Here is a 21651-nt window from a genome sequence, read left to right on the forward strand (position 1 = left end):
CCCCGATTCTCGAAATCGAATCGCTCGATATGGAAGCGCGCGGCGTCGGCCGTCTCGTCACGGAAACCGGCGAGCCCGGTAAGGTGATCTTCGTCGAAGGCGCGTTGCCGGGCGAGCGCGTCACCTATTCGAGTTACCGGAAGAAGCCGAGTTTCGAGCAGGCGCAGATCGTCGACGTGCTGCGTGAAAGCGTGCTGCGCACGAAGCCGCAATGCCGCTTCTTCGGTACCTGCGGCGGTTGTTCGATGCAGCATCTGGATGTGCGGGCGCAGGTCGCCGTCAAGCAGCGGGTGCTCGAGGATAACCTGCAGCACCTCGCGAAGCTGCGCGCCGAGACGGTGTTCCGGCCGATTCACGGCCCCTCGTGGGGGTACCGCTATCGCGCGCGGCTGACTGTGCGCAACGTCGCGAAGAAGGGCGGCGTACTGGTCGGTTTCCATGAGCGCAAGAGCAGCTATGTCGCTGACATGACGAGTTGCGAAGTCCTGCCGCCGCACGTTTCGGCGATGCTCGTGCCGCTGCGCCGGCTCGTCGAGGCGCTGTCGATACGCGATCGGATGCCGCAGATCGAGTTGGCGGTCGGGTCGCAAGTGACCGCGCTGGTTCTGCGCGTGCTCGAGCCGATTAACGCCGCCGACGAGGCGCTGCTGCGCGAATTTGCGGATACCCACAAGGTGCAGTTCTGGCTGCAGCCGAAGGGGCCCGATACCGTCGTGCCGTTCTATCCGCTTGACGTCGAGCTCGACTACACGCTGCCGGAGTTCAATATCCGGATGCCGTTCAAGCCGACCGATTTCACGCAGGTGAACCATCAAATCAACCGCGTGCTGGTCGGTCGTGCCTTGCGGCTGCTTGCGCCGACGCGCGGCGACCGCGTGCTGGATCTCTTTTGCGGCATCGGCAACTTCACGCTGCCGCTCGCGCGCCTCGCGCGGGAGGTGGTGGGGATCGAGGGCAGTGAAGCGCTGACGACGCGCGCGCTGGCGAATGCCAAGGCGAATGGCGTCGACGGACATACGTCGTTCGCATGCCGCAACCTGTTCGAGGTGACGGCCGACGATATGCGCGCACTCGGAGCGTTCGACAAATTCCTCGTCGACCCGCCGCGCGAGGGGGCGCTGGCGGTGTCGAAGGCGCTTGCCGAGATCGCGCAGAGCGGCGACGGGCCGCTGCCGGCGCGCATCGTCTACGTGTCTTGCAATCCCTCGACGCTGGCGCGCGACGCCGGGCTGCTCGTCCACGAGGCCGGCTACCGGTTGAAGGGGGCGGGCGTCGTCAACATGTTCCCGCATACGTCACACGTGGAATCGATTGCGTTGTTCGAGCGGGACTGAAGCGCGCTCGATTCCGCGCATAAAAAAACCGGCCTGAAGGCCGGTTTTTTTGCGCTGCAGCAGACGGCAGCCGGGACTAGTTACGATTGCCGCCAAAGATGCCCAGGAGCGCCAGCAGATTCACGAACACGTTATAGAGGTCGAGATAGATCGCCAGCGTGGCCGTGATGTAGTTGGTTTCGCCGCCGTTCACGACGCGCTGCACGTCGAACAGCATGTAAGCGGAGAAGATCGCGATCGCGAGCACCGAAACCGTGAGCATCAGCGCTGGCAACTGCAGGAACATGTTCGCGACCATCGCGAGCAGCAGCACGATCACGCCGACGAAGAGCCACTTGCCGAGGCCGGAGAAATCACGCTTGCTGACGGTGGCGACCGTCGCCATCGTCGCGAAGATCACACCAGTGCCACCGAACGCGAGCATGATCAGCGATGGCCCGTTCGAGAAGCCGAGGATGAAGCTCAGCATGCGCGACAGCATCAGGCCCATGAAGAACGTGAAGCCGAGCAGCACGACGACGCCTAGGCCGCTGTCCTTGGTGCGCTGGATCGCGAACATGAAGCCGAAGGCGATCGCGAAGAACGCGAGCATGCTCATCGCGGGGCTGGTGGCGGCGAACAGCGAGAAGCCGGTCGCGACGCCCACCCACGCGCCGAGCACGGTCGGCACCATCGACAGCGCGAGCAGCCAGTAGGTGTTCCGTAGCACGCGGTTGCGGGTTTCAGCCGTGGTGACGGTGCCGCCGCGGCCAAAGTTGTAGGGATACTCGTTCATGGTTTCTCCTTGCGTCAAACGCGGTGATGCTCTGTGATTTGTGCCGCGGCGCCAGCACGATGCGGCGCCGCGCGGATCGAGCCGGACCACTTCCTAAGATATGCGCGGCCGTCTGTAGTTTCAACGCCTGGCGCTGGGCTGCAAAGAGCGGTCCGGATCCTTTCCTTGGAGCCTTACGGTGGAGTAAGGGTTCAATCGCAATAATACATGGGATCATGGTACAATTGCGGATTCATTTGAATCTGTAACCTCTTAATTTTCTGGAGTTTTTATGGCGATCGAACGCACCCTGTCGATTATCAAGCCGGACGCAGTGGCCAAGAACGTGATCGGCCAGATCTACAGCCGTTTCGAAAACGCTGGCCTGAAGATCGTGGCTTCCCGCATGGTGCACCTGTCGCGCGCCGACGCGGAGAAGTTCTACGCGGTTCACGCTGCGCGTCCGTTCTTCAAGGATCTCGTCGAATTCATGATCTCGGGCCCGGTAATGGTGCAAGTGCTCGAAGGCGAGAGCGCGATCCTGAAGAACCGCGATCTGATGGGCGCGACCGATCCGAAGAAAGCTGAACAGGGCACGATCCGCGCCGATTTCGCCGACAGCATCGACGCCAACGCCGTGCACGGCTCGGATGCGCCGGAAACGGCTGCCGTCGAGGTCGCATTCTTCTTCCCGCAAGTCAACGTTTACTCGCGCTAATCCTCTAACGTAAGTACTAGAGTAGAAGCAGAACTCGCAAGACTGGCGCGAACGGCACCGTGCATGCGGTCTAGTGTCCAAGGGCAGTTTGATGGGCGCGGCGGCACGCACGGTTTTTCGCACTGAAATGGCAGGATTCGACATGACGAGCAGTTCCACCGTCAACCTTCTCGACCTCGACGCCGCAGGCCTCGTCGCATATTGCGACAGCCTCGGCGAGAAGCCGTTTCGCGCCAAGCAATTGCAGCGCTGGATCCATCAATACAACGCTGCCGATTTCGACGGCATGACCGATCTCGCGAAGTCGCTGCGCGAAAAGCTCAAGGGCCGCGCCACGATCACGATGCCGGGCATCGTCAGCGACCACGTTTCCACTGACGGCACCCGCAAGTGGCTCATTGACGTCGGCAACGGCAACGCGGTCGAAACCGTGTACATCCCCGAGGAAAACCGCGGCACGCTGTGCGTGTCGTCGCAGGCGGGGTGCGCGGTCAACTGCCGGTTCTGTTCGACCGGCAAGCAAGGCTTCTCCCGCAATCTGACGACCGGCGAAATCATCGGCCAGTTGCGGATGGCGGAATTCTCGCTGCGCGCCGCGCGCCGCGAGGCAAACGGGCTCGATGTCGCCGAGGAAGGCAAGGGCGAGCGCGTGGTCACGAACGTCGTGATGATGGGCATGGGCGAACCGCTGCTGAATTACGATGCGGTCGTGCCGGCCATGCGCCTGATGCTCGACGACAACGCCTACGGCCTGTCGCGCCGGCGCGTCACGCTGTCCACGTCCGGCGTCGTGCCGATGATGGACCGGCTCGGCGCCGATCTGCCGGTGGCGCTGGCGGTCTCGCTCCATGCGCCGAACGATGCGCTGCGCGACGTGCTGGTGCCCCTCAATAAGAAGCATCCGCTGCGCGAGCTGATGGCGGCTTGTGAGCGCTATCTGAAAGTCGCGCCGCGCGATTTCATTACGTTCGAATACTGCATGCTCGACGGCGTCAACGACAGTGAGGCGCACGCGCGCGAACTGCTGGCGGTGACGCGCGACGTCCCGTGCAAATTCAATCTAATTCCTTTCAATCCGTTTCCCGAATCCGGGCTGATTCGCTCCAAGCCGGAGCAGATCAAGCGTTTCGCACAGGTGTTGATCGACGCAGGTGTTGTGACCACGGTGCGCAAGACTCGTGGTGACGATATCGACGCGGCGTGCGGCCAACTCGCGGGCGCGGTGAAGGACCGCACGCGTCTCGCCGAGCGTACAGCCGGAGCGCATGCGGGCAAGATCATTGAAGTGCGGCAGGTGCATTGAGTGGTGTGGATGGCGAGGCATTGCCCGTCGAAAACGGGGCGGCGGGCAGTAAAACAGGCAGCAAATCGATCGGAAGCGGCACGCGAGCCGTGCATTTTGTTATAAACGGTCTGCGAATCCGGGCTCTGACGACTGGTCGAAGCCGGAACGCACAGGTCAAAAAGAGAATCGACGCGAGGATTTGGGATGAGTGAGCCGCAGCATCCGCAGCCACACGACAATGGTACGAGCGCAGAGCGTGCTGCGTCGGCTTCCGGGCAAGGCGTGGCGTCGCAGCCCGCAGGCGGGCAGGCGCTTGACTCGCTGGCGGCGGTAGGGGCGCGTTTGGCGCAGCTTCGGCAGGCCAAGGGCTGGTCGATCGACGATGTCTCGGCCAGGCTCAAGGTGGCATCGCAAAAAATGCGCGCCCTGGAAGGGGGTGACATCAGCCAGCTCCCGGGCACGACGTTCGCAATCGGCGTCGTGCGCAGCTACGCGAAAATGCTGGGCGTTGATCCGGCACCGTTTACTCAGGCGCTGCGTCGCGAAAAAGGCGTGCCGGAGCCCGATTTGTCGATGCCGGCTTCGGCTGGCACGGGCCTGCCGCGTGGCAAGGTGTCCGTTTCGCTGGGCGGTGGTCCGAAGCATCGCTCCTGGTTGTGGGGCGTCGCTGCGGTGATCGTCGCCGTGATTGCGCTGGCGATGTGGCATACGGGCGGCGGCGATTCGTCGGCGTGGCTTGCGCGCTTGAAAGCGGGCGCGGCTGGCGCTGCGAGCGGGGCGTCGGCGACTGCGGCCGAAGGGCAGACGGCGGCTTCGGCTGCGGTGTCGGGTGAGAACGAGGCATCGGCAGGCGCCGCGGCATCCGCCGCACCGCCGGCCAGCGATGCAAACGGCGCAAGCGATGCGGCCGTGACGGCGGGCAGCGCGGTGCAGCAAGTGCCGGTGCCCGTTCCGGCGGCTCCGCCGGTGACGGCGCCTGCGTCGGCAGCGCCTCCTGCGGCGGTCTCGTCACCGTCTCCCGTGGTCGTGCCGAGCGCGAGTGCGCCGCAAGCGGCGGCGCCGGCGGCCAAGCCAAGCTCGGCCGCCGCGGCAGCGTCGGCTGCCGATCCGGCGTCGTCCGCCGCCGATTCCTCGGCGGGCGAATCGATCGTGACACTGCGTGTTACGCAAGACAGCTGGTTCAGCATGCGCGACAAGAGCGGGAAAGAGGTATTCTCCGGTCTCGTTCACGCTGGCGACGCCAAGGAGATTTCCGGCGAGCCGCCGTTCAAGGTGACGGTCGGCAACAAGGCGGGGCTCGAATCGATGACGCTTGACGGTCAGCCGGTCGATTCCGCGAAGTATTCGGCAGCAAAGGGCAACGTCGCTCGCTTCTCGCTGCCTTGACGGCAGGCGCCTGGCTGGCGGCCGCGGCGCTTTTTCAATTCTGGCGGCGTGCCTTCGGGCGCGTCGCATCCGGTGTCAATGGGTCTTTCGATGCACTCCGAAGCACATTCCGAAAGCAGCAGTCAGATTTGCTCCTCCGAACCGATTTTCGGCGGACATGCGTCGCGCCGCGTGTCGCACGCGGTCGACGTCCGCTGGGGCGGCCAGCTCGTGACGATCGGCGGCGACGCGCCTGTGCGCGTGCAGTCGATGACGAATACCGATACCGCTGACGCGATCGGCACTGCCATCCAGATCAAGGAACTCGCGCAGGCGGGTTCGGAGCTCGTGCGCATCACGGTCAACACGCCGGAAGCGGCGGCGGCCGTGCCGGCGATTCGCGAGCAGCTCGACCGGATGGGCGTGACGGTGCCGCTCGTCGGCGATTTCCACTACAACGGCCACTTGCTGCTGCGCGACCACCCGGCTTGCGCCGAGGCGCTGTCGAAGTACCGGATCAACCCGGGCAACGTCGGCCAGGGCGCCAAGCGCGACACGCAGTTCGCGCAGATGATCGAAGCGGCCATCAAGTACGGCAAGCCGGTGCGGATCGGCGTGAACTGGGGCAGTCTCGACCAGGACCTGCTTGCGCGGATGATGGACGAGAACGGCGGGCGTGCCGAGCCGTGGGAAGCGCAGAGCGTGATGTACGAAGCGCTGATCCAGTCGGCGATCGGCTCGGCCGAACGCGCGGTCGAGCTGGGCCTCGGGCGCGACAAGATCATCCTGTCGTGCAAGGTGAGCGGCGTGCAGGACTTGATCGCGGTCTACCGCGAGCTCGCGCGCCGCTGCTCGTTCGCATTGCACCTCGGGCTCACCGAGGCGGGCATGGGTTCGAAGGGTATCGTCGCGTCGACCGCGGCGCTCGGCGTGCTGTTGCAAGAGGGTATCGGCGACACGATCCGCATTTCGCTCACGCCGGAACCGGGTGCGTCGCGCACAGGAGAAGTGATCGTAGGCCAGGAGATCCTCCAGACGATGGGCCTGCGCTCGTTCACTCCGATGGTCATCGCATGCCCGGGCTGCGGGCGCACGACGAGCACGCTGTTCCAGGAACTCGCCTCGCAGATCCAGACTTACCTGCGCACGCAGATGCCCGTTTGGCGCGACCAGTACCCCGGTGTCGAGAAGATGCACGTTGCTGTGATGGGCTGCATCGTCAACGGTCCGGGCGAGTCGAAGCAAGCGAACATCGGCATCAGCCTGCCGGGCTCTGGCGAAAACCCCGCCGCACCGGTGTTCATCGACGGCGAGAAGGTCAAGACGCTGCGCGGCGATGGCATCGCCGAAGAATTTCAGCAAATCGTGAGCGACTACGTCGAGCGCCGTTACGGCCGCGCGAGCGCCACCAATTAATTCGTCAACCGAACACAGATGACAGAACAGAAGAGAAAGCTCGAAAAGCTGACTGGCGTAAAGGGCATGAACGACATCCTCCCGCAGGATGCCGGATTGTGGGAATTCTTCGAGACCACCGTGCGTTCGATGCTGCGCGCGTACGGGTATCAGAACATCCGCACGCCGATCGTCGAGCATACGCAACTGTTTACGCGTGGCATCGGCGAGGTGACCGACATCGTCGAGAAGGAAATGTACAGCTTCACCGACGCGCTGAATGGCGAAAACCTGACGATGCGTCCGGAGAACACTGCGGCCGTCGTGCGCGCCGCCATCGAGCACAATCTTCTGTACGACGGCCCGAAGCGCCTCTGGTACGTCGGGCCGATGTTCCGTCATGAGCGTCCGCAGCGCGGCCGTTACCGGCAGTTCCACCAGGTCGGCGTCGAGGCGCTGGGTTTTGCGGGCCCGGATGCCGACGCGGAAATCATCCTGATGTGCCAGCGTCTGTGGGATGACCTGGGACTGACGGGCATCCGTCTCGAGCTCAATTCGCTGGGCCTCGCCGAGGAGCGCGCCGCGCACCGCGTCGAGCTGATCGCGTACCTCGAGAAGCATGTCGACGCGCTGGACGAGGACGCCAAGCGGCGCCTCTACACGAATCCGCTGCGCGTGCTCGATACCAAGAATCCGGCGCTGCAGCAGATCGCCGAGAATGCGCCGAAGCTGATCGATTTTCTCGGCGACGAATCGCGCGCGCACTTCGAAGGGCTGCAGCGCATCCTGAAGGCGAACAACATTCCGTTCACGATCAATCCGCGTCTCGTGCGCGGTCTCGACTACTACAACCTGACCGTGTTCGAGTGGGTTACCGACAAGCTCGGCGCGCAGGGCACCGTCGCGGCCGGAGGGCGCTACGATCCGCTGATCGAGCAGCTGGGCGGCAAGCCGACGGCGGCGTGCGGCTGGGCGATGGGCGTCGAGCGGATTCTCGAGTTGCTCAAGGACGACGGCCTCGTGCCGGACGACGACGGGTGCGACGTTTACGTCGTCCATCAGGGCGACGCGGCGCGCGAACAGGCGTTCATCATCGCCGAGCGTCTGCGCGACACCGGGCTCGACGTGATCCTGCACTGCAGCGCGGATGGCGTATCGGCGAGCTTCAAGTCGCAGATGAAGCGCGCCGATGCCAGTGGCGCCGCGTTCGCGGTGATTCTCGGCGAGGACGAGGTCGCGAACGGCACGATCGGCGTGAAGCCGTTGCGTGATCTGTCGCAAAGCGGTGAAAAGAACGCGCAACATAACGTGCCGGTCGAAGACTTGACCGAATTCCTGATCAATGCGATGGTTGCAACCGCCGAAGAGGGCGACGACTGAATAATGGGCGTCGCTCGATAAACACACGGCACGTAGAAGAAGGAATCGCTTAGCGATGAGTTACCACGACGAACAAGAATCGATCGAAAGTTTCAAAGCCTGGTGGGCACAGTGGGGCAACGCCACCACGTGGATCGTGCTCATCGCGCTGGTCGCCGCGGCCGGCTGGAACGGCTGGAATTTCTGGCAGCGGCGCCAGGCAGCGGAAGCCGCTGTTTTCTATGAACAAGTTCAGCAGGCGGTCGCCTCAGGCGACAAGGCGAAGGTAGCCCGTGCCGCGGCGGACATGGAAGACCGCTACGGCGGCACCGCCTACGGGCAAATGACGGCACTTGCCGCGGCGAAGGCGCTCTATGACGCCGGTGACGAAGCGGCGGCCAAGGCGCAGTTGCAATGGGCAGTCGATCACGCGAAGGACGACGAGTACAAGGAAATCGCCAAGCTGCGCCTGGCCGGGTTGCTGCTCGACGAGAAAGCGTACGATCAGGGCCTCGCGCTGCTAGGCGGCACGCCTCCGGATGCGTTCAAGGGCCTGGTTGCGGACCGCCGCGGCGATCTGCTGACGGCCCAAGGCAAGCGCGACGATGCCCGCGCAGCCTATCAGCTCGCACTCGAATCTCTGACGAAGGGCGATCCTTCGGCGCGCCAACTGATCCAGTTCAAGCTGGACGCGCTGGGCAGCTGACGAGCGCCCTGAGCGCCGCGTCCGGACCATCCCATTGATCAATCTTACCTAGCTTGCCCACCGATGAATCTGCTGAAACGTTACGCTGTGCCCGTTGTCTGTGCGATGACTGTCGTCGCGATGGCGGCTTGCTCATCCACGAAAGATGAGCGCCGCGTGCCGACGCCGCTCACCGACTTCAAGCCCGTTCTGAACGTTCAGCAGGCTTGGAAAACGAGCGTCGGCAAGGGCGGGCGCTATCTGTTCTCGCCGGTCGCGGTCGGCGATGCGGTATATGCGGCGGGTGCGAACGGTTCCGTGGCCAAGATCGACGCGAAGACCGGGCAAGAGGTGTGGCGCACGAAGGTGGGTGTGGACCTGACGGCCGGCGTCGGCAGTGACGGCACGCTGACGGCCGTCGGCGCGGAAAAGGGCGGCGTCTACGTGCTGGGCGCGGACGGCAAGCTGCTGTGGAAGGCGTCGGCGCCGGGCGAAATCATTTCGCCGCCGCTCGTCGGCAACGGTCTCGTTGTCGTGCGGACGATCGATGGGCAAATCAGCGCGTTCAATGCGCAAACCGGCGAGCTGAAGTGGGTGTACCGCAACCGCGCCGTACCGCTGAATCTGCGCGTCTCGGCCGGCATGATCTTCGCGGGCGATGCGGCGGTGCTCGCCGGCTTCCCTGGCGGCGGTCTCGCGGCGATCAACCTGCATACCGGCGACGAGTATTGGGAAGCTCCCGTGTCGTATCCGAAGGGCGTCACCGAAGTCGAACGGATCAACGACGTGACGGGCGCGCCGGCGCTGGTCGGCGCTGAGACCTGCGCGGTGACGTTCCAGGGGCAGATTGGCTGCTTCGACGCGAATTCGGGGCGTCCGCTCTGGCAGAAGTCGTTCTCGAGCGCGAGCGGCGTGGCGCAGGACGACGCGGTCGTCGCGGCGCCCGACGATTGGTCGGTGATGAGCGCGTTCGACGTGCAAACCGGCAAGAAGCTCTGGAGCAACGACAGGCTGAAAAGCCGCAATCTCGGCGTGCCGTTCCTGCTGGGACCGTCGATTGTGGTCGGAGACTATGAGGGTTACGTGCATTTCCTGTCGCGTGACGACGGCTCGTTCGTCGCGCGGATGAAAACGGACGGCAGCGCGATCACGTCGGCGCCGGTGATGGCGGGCGACACGCTCGTCGTGCAGACGCAAGGCGGCGATTTGTACGGGTTCAAGCCGCGCTGAGCGCGGGCTGCCCGTAACGGTTCGCCACTGTCTTTCGTTGTTCGCCGTGCAGGCCGGCTCTCGCCGGCCTGCACGCGTTTTGTCGGCAGTGCGAATGCACGGCGTGGCGCGCATTGTCCATGCGCGGCCGCTTCTTCGGCCGAACTATCGCCGGCTTGCGACACGGCGGTCTGCAGGTGCCGGGTCGCGACGAATACGTGATAATTTTTGTCAAACGCAGCCGGTCGGTTGCTGGGCGGGATCGCCGCGGCATCAAGGGGACTACGTCCTGCGCTTCACTTTAGACAACATCAGATGAAACCCGTAATTGCCCTCGTCGGGCGCCCCAATGTGGGGAAATCCACTCTGTTCAACCGGTTGACGCGCTCGCGCGACGCGCTCGTCGCGGACCTGCCGGGCCTCACGCGCGATCGCCACTACGGCGAGGGGCGCGTCGGCGACCGGCCGTACCTGGTCGTCGACACGGGCGGCTTCGAGCCGGTCGCGAAGGACGGCATCCTGCACGAGATGGCGCGCCAGACGCGCCAGGCGGTCGAGGAGTCGGACATCGTCGTGTTCATCGTCGACGGGCGCAACGGGCTCGCGCCGCAGGACAAATCGATTGCCGACTATCTGCGCAAGACCGGCCGACCGATCTTCCTCGTCGTCAACAAGTCCGAGGGGATGAAGTACACGGCGGTGGCCGCCGATTTCTACGAGCTCGGTTTGGGCGATCCGCGCGCGATTTCGGCGGCGCACGGCGACGGCGTCACGGAGATGATCAACGAGGCGCTCGGCGTCGCCTACGCCGGTCAGCCGGAGGAAACCGAAGAGGACAAGGCGCATCGCGGTGTGAAGATCGCGATCGTCGGGCGGCCGAACGTCGGCAAATCGACGCTCGTCAATACGCTGATCGGCGAGGATCGCGTGATCGCGTTCGACATGCCCGGCACGACGCGCGACTCGATCTACGTCGATTTCGAGCGGCAGGGCAAAAAGTACACGCTGATCGACACGGCTGGCCTGCGCCGCCGCGGCAAGGTGTTCGAGGCGATCGAGAAGTTCTCGGTCGTGAAGACGCTGCAGTCGATCGCGGATGCGAACGTCGTGATCATGCTGCTCGACGCGCAGCAGGATATTTCGGATCAGGACGCGCACATCGCCGGCTTCGTCGTCGAGCAAGGCCGCGCGCTCGTGGTCGGCGTGAACAAGTGGGACGGGCTCGATGCGCATGTGCGCGAGCGCACCAAATCCGACTTGACGCGCAAGCTCAAATTCCTCGAGTTCGCGAAATTCCACTACGTTTCGGCCAAGGAGAAGACCGGCATCGGCGCGCTGATGCGCTCGGTCGACGACGCCTATGCCGCCGCCATGGCGAAGCTGCCGACGCCGAAGCTTACGCGCGCGCTGATCGAGGCCGTCGATTTCCAGCAGCCGCGGCGCCGCGGCCCGGTGCGTCCGAAGCTGCGCTACGCGCACCAGGGCGGGCAGAATCCGCCGATCATCGTGATCCACGGCAATGCGCTCGATGCGGTGACGGAAACTTACAAGCGCTACCTCGAAAACCGCTTCCGCGAAACTTTCTCGCTGACAGGGACTCCATTGCGCATAGAGTTTCGTTCGTCAACGAACCCTTACGCGGACAAAGGCTGAAACCCGCGTGCATCAAGGGTTTGGCCGAATGGCCAGCCCGCTGGTGCGATAACGAAAATCGGCTATAGTGTAGCGATTGACGGCGGATTTCTTTTTCTTCGCCGCTCAATCTAGATCAACCTGCAAAAAAATGACGGAGTTTGCTATGAGCAACAAAGGGCAATTGTTACAAGACCCGTTTTTGAACGCGCTACGTAAAGAGCATGTGCCGGTGTCGATCTATCTCGTCAACGGCATCAAGCTCCAGGGGAACATCGAATCGTTCGACCAGTACGTCGTGTTGCTCAGGAATACCGTGACCCAGATGGTGTACAAGCACGCAATCTCGACTGTCGTGCCCGCACGTCCGGTCAATTTCCACCCGGATTCCGAACAATCCTAAACCCATCGTCGCGGCCGGCATTGCGTCGCCGTCGGCGATACATGCCGGTCGCTTCATTTTGACATCCACCAATTTGATCAACGCTGCACTCGTCGGCATCGACTTTGGAAAGATCGATTTCCAAGCCAGTCTAGAAGAACTCAGCCTGCTCGCGCAGAGCGCGGGCGCCCATCCCGCCGTTACGCTCACCGGACGACGTTCCAGCCCCGATGCCGCGATGTTCGTCGGCAGCGGCAAGGCCGAAGAACTGCGCCTTGCCTGCGAGGCGAACGACGTCGAAATCGTCATCTTCAATCACGCTCTCGCGCCTGCCCAGCAGCGCAATCTGGAGCGTGCGCTTAACAGGCGCGTGGTTGATCGCACGAGCCTCATTCTCGATATCTTTGCGCAGCGCGCCCGCAGCCACGAAGGCAAGCTGCAGGTCGAGCTCGCGCAATTGCAGTACCTGTCGACGCGGCTGATTCGCGCGTGGACCCACCTCGAACGGCAAAAAGGCGGTATCGGCCTGCGCGGCCCCGGCGAAACGCAGTTGGAAACCGACCGCCGGCTGATCGGCGAGCGCATCAAGATGCTGAAGTCGCGGCTCGACAAGCTGCGCCGCCAGCACGGCACGCAGCGGCGCCAGCGCGAGCGCAACCGGACGATGTCGGTGTCGCTCGTCGGCTATACCAACGCGGGCAAATCGACGCTCTTCAACGCGCTGACGAAGGCGCAGGCCTACGCGGCCGACCAGCTTTTCGCGACGCTCGACACCACGTCCCGCCGCGTCTACCTGGGCGACGAAGCGGGGCAGGTGGTGGTGTCCGACACGGTCGGTTTCATCCGTGAACTGCCGCACCAGCTCGTCGCGGCGTTTCGCGCGACGCTCGAAGAGACGATCCACGCTGATCTGCTGTTGCACGTCGTCGATGCGTCGAGCGCGGTGCGGCTCGACCAGATCGATCAGGTGAACGACGTGTTGCGCGAGATCGGGGCCGACTCGATCCGCCAGATTCTCGTCTTCAACAAGATCGACGCGGTGCCCGAATTGGCCGCACGCGGCGAGGCGGTCGAAAGGGATGAGTATGGTAATATTTCGCGCGTCTTTTTGAGTGCGCGCACGGGGCAAGGATTGGACACGTTGCGCGCCGCGATCGCAGAGATCGCGACTTCAGACAATCTTCCAGACTCCGGGCTAGCACTACCGGAAGAAAGCCGGTCGGCAGAACAACGCGAAGAATTCAAGGTAACGCTGGACACCGGAGCCGGGCCGCTGACCCGCTCCAATTTGCTTTGACCGGCACTCTCAAGAAAACGCCAGGCCGCCCCAAGTTTTCTTGACCCCCTCGGGGGGACTGTCGCGTAGCGACAGGTTGGGGGCCCTCTCACTCGAGTGAACGAACACAGGTGAACGAATACAAAGAGCGGAGTACCTGGCTGCGTTTGCGCGCCATGCTTTCGATCAACGATCCTCGATGGGGACGCAGCGAAGGCAACGGCGACAAGCAGCGCCCGAACGAGCCGAAGCGTGGGCAGGGCGATGGCGACGGTCCGCCCGATCTCGACGAGATGTGGCGCGACTTCAATCGCCGCTTGAGCGGCCTGTTCGGCGGCAAGGGCAAAGGGCGAGGCGTGGGCCCGGGCGGCCGCCCCGATAACGGGCGCGCTGCGCGCGTCGGCGTGGGCATCGTGATCGGCGTGCTCGTCGCGATCTATCTCGGCAGCGGCATCTTCATCGTGCAGGACGGCCAAGCCGGCGTCGTGCTGCAATTTGGCAAGTACCGCGGAACCGTCGGGCAGGGTGTGCATTGGCGACTGCCGTATCCGTTCGAAACGCAGGAAATCGTCAACATCGCGCAAGTGCGTGCCGTGGAAATCGGGCGCAATAATGCGGTGGCGGGGGCGAACGTGAAGGATTCGTCGATGCTGACGCGCGACGGCGACATCCTCGACGTGCGCTTTGCCGTCCAATATCAGGTGAAGACGCCCACCGATTATCTTTTTCACACCACCGATCCCGATCAGAGCGTGACGCAGGCCGCGCAGGCGGCGGTGCGCGAGATCGTTGGCGCGCGCAGTACTGAAGAAATGCTTTATCAGGATCGCGAAGCAATGCGCCAGCAGCTGCAGGACGCAATCCAGCATACGCTCGACCAATATCGCACGGGTCTTGCCGTCACCGGCGTCACGATCGAGAGCATGACGCCGCCCGCGCAGGTGCAGAGCGCGTTCGACGATGCCGCCAAGGCGCGTACCGACCGTGAGCGCGCGAAGCACGACGCGCAGGCGTACGCCAGCGCGCTGGTGCCGCGCGCGCAAGGTGACGCGGCGCGCATGATCGACGATGCGAAGTCCTACGCGGACCGCGTCGTGGCCGAAGCGCAGGGCGATGCGGAGCGCTTCGAGCAGGTCTACGCGCAGTACTCGAAGGCGCCCGCCGTGATCCGTCAGCGGATGTATCTCGAGACGATGCAGCAAATCTATTCGAACGCGACCAAGGTCTATGTCGGGGGCAAGACCGGCGCCAACGTGATCCTGCCGCTCGACAAGATCGTCGAGGAAGGCCGTCAGCGCGCCAGCGAAGCGGCGAATGGGGCTTCAGGCGCACAGGCGCCTTCGGCGTCGGCGGGTCCGAGCACGGCTGCGAGCGGCGCTGCTGCGCCGTCTTCCGCGGTATCGGCGCCGAATCCGGCAAGCCAGGCCGCGGCGGCAAGCGATGCCCTGCGTTCGCGCGATGCGTTCCGCAGCCGCGGCCGCGAAGACGAACTGTCGCAATAAGGAGCGCAAGAACATGAATCGAATCATTGCGCTCGTAGTGGTCGTCGTAGTGGTGCTGTTCGCCGGTTCGTCGATGCTTTATGTCGTCGGTCAGCAGCAAACGGCCGTGGTGTCATCGCATGGCGGGACGAATCCGCTTGTCGAGGGCCCGGGGCTTCACTTCAAGCTGCCGCCGCCCTTGCAGACCGCGACCTTGGTTGATACGCGCATCCAGACGCTCGACGCTGCGGATGCCGACCGTGTCGCGACCTCCGACAAGGTCGATCTGCTGGTGAACCCGGTGCTGAAATTCCGAGTCGCCGATCCGCTGAAGCTCTTCGTGGAAACGAAGGGCGATCCACAAAGCGTGTCCGAGCAGCTCGTCACGCAACTGGGCGATGCGCTTGGCGATGCGTTCGCGAAGCACGCGCTTCCGGACGCGCTCGGCAAGCAGCAGGCGATCGCCGACGAGGCGCGCGACGTGATGCGGAAGCAGGCGAGCGCGCTTGGCATCGATATCGTCGATATCCAGTTCACGCGCGTCGATTTCCCGGCGGCGATGACGGATACCGTCTACAAGCGGATGATTGCGGCCCGCGAGCAGGCGGCGGACCAGGAGCGCGCCCAGGGTGCGGCCGAAGCCGAGCAGATCAAGGCCGATGCTGGGCGGCAGCAGCAGGCGGTGCTGGCGGAAGCGTACAAGCAGGCTCAATCGATCAAGGGCGAAGGCGACGGCAAGGCGGCGGTCATCGCGGCCGAGGCGTTCAGCCGCGACCCGCAGTTCTATCAGTTCTACCAGAGCCTGCAGGCGTACCGGAGCATCTTCAAGCCGAACGACGTGATCGTCGTCGATCCGGACAGCGACTTCTTCCGTTTCATGCGCAGCCCCGAGGGCAGCGCTCCCGCGCCCGCAGCGGCCTCACGCAAACACTGATTCAGGAGCGCCGCACGCGAGTTGCGGCGCTGGCATTCGTATGGACATGGCTGGCTCGTTACTGCTTGCGATCGCACTGATGCTCATCATCGAAGGGATGTTCCCCTTCGTGTTTCCCACGGCGTGGCGCGACACGTTTCGTAGAATAGCGGAGCGGCCGACCAACCATATTCGGATTGGCGGGCTGATCGTCATGGCACTGGGGCTGTTGCTGCTGCTTGCGGCGACCTGAGCTGACCGGAGCTGACCTGAGTAACAGCGCCTTGCTCGCGAGCCGCGCAGGGCCGCTGGTGCGCGAGCGCGGGTGCGCACTGCCCCTGCGGGCGATCCCGTCGAATCTTCATACTTTGGCACGCCCTGCGTGCCGCTCATTAACGCCGTAGGACTGTACCGATGTCGACCTGGTTGCTTCCTGAGAATATCGCCGACGTGCTGCCGTCGGAGGCGCGCAAGATCGAGGAGTTGCGCCGCGCGCTGCTCGACCGTTTCCGTGCATACGGCTACGAAATGGTGATGCCGCCGCTGCTCGAATACCTGGAGTCGCTTCTGACGAGCGGCGGCAACGATCTGAACCTGCGCACGTTCAAGCTCGTCGACCAGCTCTCGGGCCGCACGCTCGGCCTGCGCGCGGACACGACGCCGCAAGTGGCGCGCATCGATGCGCACCTGCTCAACCGCCAAGGCGTGACGCGCCTGTGCTATGCGGGCAACGTGTTGCATACGCGTCCGCGCGGCCTGTATGCGACGCGCGAGCAGATCCAGGTCGGCGCGGAGATTTACGGCCATGCGGGCCTCGAAGCGGACCTCGAAATCCAGCAACTGACGCTCGACGTTCTGCGACTTTGCGGGCTCGCCAAGATTCGTCTCGATCTGTGCCACGCGGGCGTGCTGTCCGCGATTTTCGCGCAGGATGCAGCCGCCGCTGCGATGGGCGAGGCGCTCTATGAGGCGCTCGCGGGCAAGGACGTTGCGCGCCTGAGCGAGCTGACGCTGGGCTTGAGCGATGTCGCGCGCGAGGCGCTGCGCGTGCTGCCCGCGCTGTACGGCGACGCGTCGGTGCTCGCGATCGCGCGGCAGCGCCTGCCGAACCTGCCGGAGATCGCGAGCGCGCTCGACGACCTCGAGTTTCTCGCCGCCCAGGCTGCCCAAGTCGATGGTGCCGAGGTCACGATCGACCTGGCCGACCTGCGCGGCTACGCGTATCACAGCGGCGTGATGTTCTCAGCCTATGTCGACGGCGTGCCGAACGCAGTGGCCCGAGGCGGCCGTTACGATCACGTCGGGCAGGCGTACGGCCGCGCGCGTCCTGCGACGGGCTTCTCGCTGGATCTGCGCGAAGTCGCGCGCATCTCGCCGATCGAGGCTCGCAGCAGCGCGATCCTCGCCCCGTGGAAGCACGACGATGCGTTGCGTGCGAGCGTTGCATTGCTGCGCGATGCGGGCGAAGTCGTGATTCAGGCGCTGCCCGGCCACGATCATGCCTTGGATGAATTTGCTTGCGACCGGGTGCTCGTCGAGCGCAACGGCGCGTGGGTCGTCGAAAGCCGCTAGGCGCCGATAGCCTCGCAGCGCTGCGGCGGGCTTTCGGGCATCGGCGAGAGCGTTGCGAAAATGGCCCATGCCGTTGAGCCGAAACGGAAAAATTCGGAACCTTCGGCGAACATGGGTAGAATACGTTTTTAACCAGCTAACGAATCAACATGTCTGCCAGTGCAGTGAATGTGACCCCCGGCCGCAACGTCGTTGTCGTCGGGACTCAGTGGGGTGATGAGGGCAAAGGCAAGATCGTCGACTGGCTGACGGACCACGCCCACGGCGTCGTGCGTTTCCAGGGCGGTCACAACGCCGGCCACACGCTCATCATCGGCGGCAAGAAAACCATCTTGCGCCTCATTCCGTCGGGCATCATGCGCGCAGGCGTCGCCTGCTACATCGGCAACGGCGTCGTGCTGTCGCCGGAGGCGCTCTTCAAGGAAATCGGCGAGCTCGAAGCCGCCGGCCTCGATGTCCAGAAGCGTCTATTCATCTCCGAAGCCACTACGCTGATCCTGCCGTATCACATCGCGATCGATCAGGCGCGCGAAGCGCGCCGCGGCGCGGGCAAGATCGGCACAACTGGCCGCGGCATCGGGCCGGCGTACGAAGACAAGGTCGGCCGCCGAGCGCTGCGCGTGCAAGACTTGTTCGAGCCCCAGGCATTCGCCGATCGCCTGCGCGACAACCTCGATTTCCACAACTTCGTGCTGACCCAGTACCTGGGCGCGGCCGCCGTCGATTTTCAGCAAACGCTGGATACCATGCTCGGCTACGCAGAGCGTCTCGCACCGATGGTTACCGATGTCTCGCGCCGCCTGTACGACGAAAACGCCGCGGGCCGCAACCTGCTGTTCGAAGGTGCGCAGGGCACGCTGCTCGACATCGACCACGGCACCTACCCCTTCGTCACGTCGAGCAACTGCGTGGCCGGTGCGGCGACCGCGGGGGCCGGCGTCGGGCCGCAGAAGCTTAATTACATCCTCGGCATCACCAAGGCGTACTGCACGCGCGTCGGCTCGGGCCCGTTCCCGAGCGAGCTCTACGACGCCGACAATCCCAACCGCCAGGACCAGGTCGGTGTGACGCTCGCAAACGTCGGCAAGGAATTCGGCTCGGTCACGGGCCGTCCGCGCCGCACGGGCTGGCTCGATGCAGCCGCGCTGCGCCGCTCGATCCAGATCAACGGCGTCTCCGGCCTTTGCATCACGAAGCTCGACGTGCTCGACGGCCTCGACGAAGTGAGGCTCTGCGTCGGCTACAAGGTCGACGGCAAGGATGCCGACATCCTGCCGCGCGGCGCATCGGAAGTCGCACGCTGCGAGCCTGTGTACGAAACGTTCGGTGGCTGGAAGGAAAGCACGATCGGCATCACGCAGTGGAGCCAGTTGCCCGCCAACGCGCAGGCCTACCTGACACGGGTGCAAGAGGTGGCGGGCGTGCCGATCGATATGGTTTCGACCGGCCCGGATCGCGATGAAACGATCCTGCTTCGCCATCCGTTCAAGGTTTGACGATGGCGCAGAGCATGACGATGATTGCGATGACGGACCCGCGCAACGACGACAAGAACCTCTGGGTGGGCTGGAACGAGTACCATCGGCTGATCGAGCTGCTTGCGCTGGCGGTGCACGAGTCGGGCTGGAAGTTCGACAAGATCCTGTGCCTGGCGCGCGGCGGACTGCGCGTCGGCGACCAGCTCTCGCGGATCTACGATCTGCCGCTCGCCATCCTCGCGACGAGTTCGTATCGCGAGGCGGCGGGCACCCAGCAGGGCGACCTCGACATCGCGCAGTACATCACGATGACGCGCGGCGAGCTGTCGGGCAACGTCTTGCTCGTGGACGACCTGGTCGATTCCGGCGTGACGCTCTCGCGCGTGCAGCAGCATCTGAAGGAGCGTTATCCGGCGATTACCGCCGTGCGTTCCGCAGTGCTTTGGTACAAGGGCTGCTCGAAAGTCAAGCCCGATTACCATGTGCAATACCTGCCGACCAACCCGTGGATTCACCAGCCGTTCGAGGAATGGGATACGGTGCGCCCGCACAATCTCGGTGCATGGATCAAGCGCGGCACGGCGCGCGATTCAACGCCAAACGAATGACGCCGGGCGCGACTCGACGTACCGATGGTCTAGCGGAGTCTGCCGACTCCGCTTTTTTTATGCGCCGGCGCCACGCCACGAATGCTGACCGACGTCATGTTGCGATGCAGAAAAAGCATCAGACTTCGCCTCGCCGCGATGCTACACTTCGCGGGCTGCCGCCAGGTGGCGTTCGCACAACACCTCAAGCAGCGCAATTGCCTGCTCCGCTAGAATAGCGCTCGTTTTTTCCGCCCCTGCGAGAACGGATTTACCCCGCGTTTATGACAGATAACAACCAGGCACATACGCATAAGCAGCCTTTGCATTCTCTTGCCATTGCGGCAATCGGCGTAGTTTTCGGCGACATCGGCACCAGCCCGCTCTATTCGCTGAAGGAGGCATTCAGCCCGGCGCATGGCATTGCGCTCACGAATAATTCGATTCTCGGCGTCATTTCGCTGCTGTTCTGGGCGATCGTGATTGTCGTCGGCATCAAATACGTGTTGTTCGTGATGCGCGCCGACAATAACGGCGAGGGCGGCGTGCTCGCGTTGATGGCGCTGTCGCTGCGTTCGTTCGATTCGAGAAGCAAAGCCGCCGCCGTATTAATGGCGCTGGGGATTTTCGGCTCCTGCATGTTTTATGGGGACGCGGTGATTACGCCGGCCATTTCCGTGATATCGGCTGTCGAAGGCCTCGAGATCGCCACGCCGCAGTTCTCGCATCTCGTGCTGCCGATCACGATCGTCATCCTGATCGCGCTCTTCTGGATTCAGCGGCACGGCACGGCGCTCGTCGGCAAGCTGTTCGGGCCGATCATGATTCTCTGGTTCATCACGATCGCTATTCTGGGCGTGTATCACATCGCTCGTGCGCCGGGCGTCATTGCCGCGCTCAATCCGTACTACGCGGCGTCGTTCATGTCGGCGCACATGCTGCAGGCCTATGTCGTGCTCGGTTCGGTCGTGCTGGTGCTGACCGGGGCCGAAGCGCTCTATGCGGATATGGGCCACTTCGGCGCCAAGCCGATCCGGATGGCCTGGTATGTGCTCGTGATGCCGTCGCTCGTGCTGAACTACTTCGGCCAGGGTGCGCTGCTGATGCAGAACCCGAAAGCCATCGAGAACCCGTTCTTCCTGCTCGCGCCCGACTGGGCGCTGCTGCCGCTCGTCGTCCTGTCGACGGTGGCGACCGTGATCGCTTCGCAAGCCGTGATTTCGGGCGCCTACTCGCTGACGGCCCAGGCGATCCAGCTCGGCTACGTGCCGCGGATGAAGGTGCTGCACACCTCGGAGCTCGCGATCGGCCAGATCTACGTGCCGGTCGTGAACTGGATGCTGCTCTTCATCATCCTGTGCATCGTGATCGGCTTCAAGAGCTCGGACAACCTCGCCGCGGCGTACGGCATCGCCGTGACGGCGACAATGGTCATCACGACGGTGCTGGCGTGTGTCGTGATGGTGAAGGTCTGGAAGTGGAACAAGGCGCTTGTGGCGTTCATCATCGGCGCATTCATGATCGTCGATCTGGGCTTCTTCGGTGCGAACCTGCTGAAGGTCGAAGAGGGCGGCTGGCTGCCGCTCGGCATTGGCGCACTGCTGTTCTTCCTCCTGATGACCTGGCACAAGGGCCGGATGATCGTGAAGGAGCGCACCGCCGCCGACGGCATTCCGCTCGCGCCGTTCCTGCAAGGCTTGCTTGCGCATCCGCCGCATCGCGTCTCGGGCACCGCGATCTACCTGACGGGCAGCGACACGCTCGTTCCCGTGAGCCTGCTGCACAATCTGAAGCACAACAAGGTGCTGCACGAGCGGACCATCTTCCTGACTTTCGTCACGCGCGATATTCCCTATGTGAAGGACGAGGAGCGCGTCACGGTGCGCGACGTCGGCGGCGGGTTGTTTGTGGTGAGGGCCGCCTACGGTTTCAATGAGACGCCGGACGTGAAGGCGACGCTGCTCGAAGTCGGTCGCATGTACGACCTGACGTTCGAACTGATGGATACGTCGTTCTTCCTTGCACGTGAGACCGTTGTGCCGACGCAGTTGCCGGGGATGTCGGTGTGGCGCGAACGGGTGTTTGCGTGGATGCACCAGAACGCCGCGAAGCCGACGGACTTCTTTGCGATTCCTGCCAATCGCGTGGTCGAGCTGGGGACCAAGATCGAGATTTGACCGGGCGCAACGGCGGTTCCGTTCGTTGCGCGCACAACAGAAAGCCCAC

Annotated in this window: 19 protein-coding genes; 18 read left to right on the forward strand and 1 reads right to left on the reverse strand. The window is 63.9% G+C overall.

Annotated features, from left to right (window positions below):
* Nucleotides 1-29: 29 nt before the first annotated feature.
* Entirely contained in the window at nt 30-1334 is a 1305-nt protein-coding gene (rlmD, locus tag FAZ69_RS08780) for a 23S rRNA (uracil(1939)-C(5))-methyltransferase RlmD (protein WP_439654758.1), read from the forward strand.
* A gap of 76 nt (nt 1335-1410) precedes the next feature.
* Here rlmD and FAZ69_RS08785 read toward each other — a convergent pair whose 3' ends face one another.
* On the reverse strand, nt 1411-2109 hold the full coding sequence (locus FAZ69_RS08785; protein WP_136893559.1) for a Bax inhibitor-1/YccA family protein: 699 nt from the start codon (nt 2107-2109) through the stop codon (nt 1411-1413).
* Nucleotides 2110-2380: 271 nt separating this feature from the next.
* On the opposite strand from FAZ69_RS08785, the gene ndk reads away from it, so the two are divergent.
* The 17 genes from ndk to FAZ69_RS08870 all read left to right on the forward strand — a co-directional run bounded on the left by ndk (nt 2381) and on the right by FAZ69_RS08870 (nt 21602).
* Nucleotides 2381-2806 (forward strand): nucleoside-diphosphate kinase, encoded by a 426-nt coding sequence (gene ndk, locus FAZ69_RS08790; protein WP_136893560.1) that lies wholly within the window; start codon nt 2381-2383, stop codon nt 2804-2806.
* Nucleotides 2807-2948: 142 nt separating this feature from the next.
* Complete coding sequence (gene rlmN, locus FAZ69_RS08795) at nt 2949-4109, forward strand: dual-specificity RNA methyltransferase RlmN (protein WP_136893561.1); 1161 nt, start codon at nt 2949-2951, stop codon at nt 4107-4109.
* 186 nt (nt 4110-4295) lie between these two features.
* Complete coding sequence (locus tag FAZ69_RS08800; RefSeq protein WP_136893562.1) at nt 4296-5477, forward strand: helix-turn-helix domain-containing protein; 1182 nt, start codon at nt 4296-4298, stop codon at nt 5475-5477.
* A gap of 78 nt (nt 5478-5555) precedes the next feature.
* Nucleotides 5556-6872 carry a flavodoxin-dependent (E)-4-hydroxy-3-methylbut-2-enyl-diphosphate synthase gene (gene ispG / locus FAZ69_RS08805; protein ID WP_136893563.1) on the forward strand — a complete coding sequence of 439 codons (1317 nt, stop codon included), beginning with the start codon at nt 5556-5558 and terminating at the stop codon, nt 6870-6872.
* Between the two features lie 18 nt (nt 6873-6890).
* Complete coding sequence (hisS, locus tag FAZ69_RS08810; protein WP_136893564.1) at nt 6891-8231, forward strand: histidine--tRNA ligase; 1341 nt, start codon at nt 6891-6893, stop codon at nt 8229-8231.
* 55 nt (nt 8232-8286) lie between these two features.
* Complete coding sequence (locus FAZ69_RS08815; protein ID WP_136893565.1) at nt 8287-8916, forward strand: tetratricopeptide repeat protein; 630 nt, start codon at nt 8287-8289, stop codon at nt 8914-8916.
* A gap of 63 nt (nt 8917-8979) precedes the next feature.
* Nucleotides 8980-10125 (forward strand): outer membrane protein assembly factor BamB, encoded by a 1146-nt coding sequence (gene bamB, locus FAZ69_RS08820; RefSeq protein ID WP_136893566.1) that lies wholly within the window; start codon nt 8980-8982, stop codon nt 10123-10125.
* 294 nt (nt 10126-10419) lie between these two features.
* Nucleotides 10420-11757, forward strand: coding sequence for a ribosome biogenesis GTPase Der (gene der, locus FAZ69_RS08825; RefSeq protein WP_136893567.1), 1338 nt, complete (start codon nt 10420-10422; stop codon nt 11755-11757).
* 145 nt (nt 11758-11902) lie between these two features.
* Nucleotides 11903-12139 carry an RNA chaperone Hfq gene (hfq, locus tag FAZ69_RS08830; RefSeq protein ID WP_006051315.1) on the forward strand — a complete coding sequence of 79 codons (237 nt, stop codon included), beginning with the start codon at nt 11903-11905 and terminating at the stop codon, nt 12137-12139.
* A gap of 58 nt (nt 12140-12197) precedes the next feature.
* Nucleotides 12198-13415: a GTPase HflX gene (gene hflX, locus FAZ69_RS08835; RefSeq protein WP_136893568.1), complete on the forward strand. Its 1218-nt coding sequence runs from the start codon at nt 12198-12200 to the stop codon at nt 13413-13415.
* A 110-nt stretch (nt 13416-13525) separates the two neighbouring features.
* Nucleotides 13526-14896: an FtsH protease activity modulator HflK gene (gene hflK, locus FAZ69_RS08840; RefSeq protein ID WP_136893569.1), complete on the forward strand. Its 1371-nt coding sequence runs from the start codon at nt 13526-13528 to the stop codon at nt 14894-14896.
* A gap of 13 nt (nt 14897-14909) precedes the next feature.
* On the forward strand, nt 14910-15809 hold the full coding sequence (gene hflC / locus FAZ69_RS08845; RefSeq protein ID WP_136893570.1) for a protease modulator HflC: 900 nt from the start codon (nt 14910-14912) through the stop codon (nt 15807-15809).
* Nucleotides 15810-15849: 40 nt separating this feature from the next.
* Nucleotides 15850-16041 (forward strand): DUF2065 domain-containing protein, encoded by a 192-nt coding sequence (locus tag FAZ69_RS08850; RefSeq protein ID WP_136893571.1) that lies wholly within the window; start codon nt 15850-15852, stop codon nt 16039-16041.
* Between the two features lie 161 nt (nt 16042-16202).
* Nucleotides 16203-17360 (forward strand): ATP phosphoribosyltransferase regulatory subunit, encoded by a 1158-nt coding sequence (locus FAZ69_RS08855; protein ID WP_136893572.1) that lies wholly within the window; start codon nt 16203-16205, stop codon nt 17358-17360.
* Nucleotides 17361-17509: 149 nt separating this feature from the next.
* Nucleotides 17510-18856, forward strand: coding sequence for an adenylosuccinate synthase (locus FAZ69_RS08860; protein ID WP_136893573.1), 1347 nt, complete (start codon nt 17510-17512; stop codon nt 18854-18856).
* Nucleotides 18857-18858: 2 nt separating this feature from the next.
* Nucleotides 18859-19446: a phosphoribosyltransferase gene (locus tag FAZ69_RS08865; protein ID WP_169708597.1), complete on the forward strand. Its 588-nt coding sequence runs from the start codon at nt 18859-18861 to the stop codon at nt 19444-19446.
* 263 nt (nt 19447-19709) lie between these two features.
* Nucleotides 19710-21602: a potassium transporter Kup gene (locus FAZ69_RS08870; protein WP_136893574.1), complete on the forward strand. Its 1893-nt coding sequence runs from the start codon at nt 19710-19712 to the stop codon at nt 21600-21602.
* The last annotated feature ends 49 nt before the right edge of the window (nt 21603-21651 follow it).

The organism is Trinickia terrae (assembly GCF_005144415.1).
In the GTDB taxonomy this organism is placed as follows: Bacteria; Pseudomonadota; Gammaproteobacteria; order Burkholderiales; family Burkholderiaceae; genus Trinickia_A; species Trinickia_A terrae.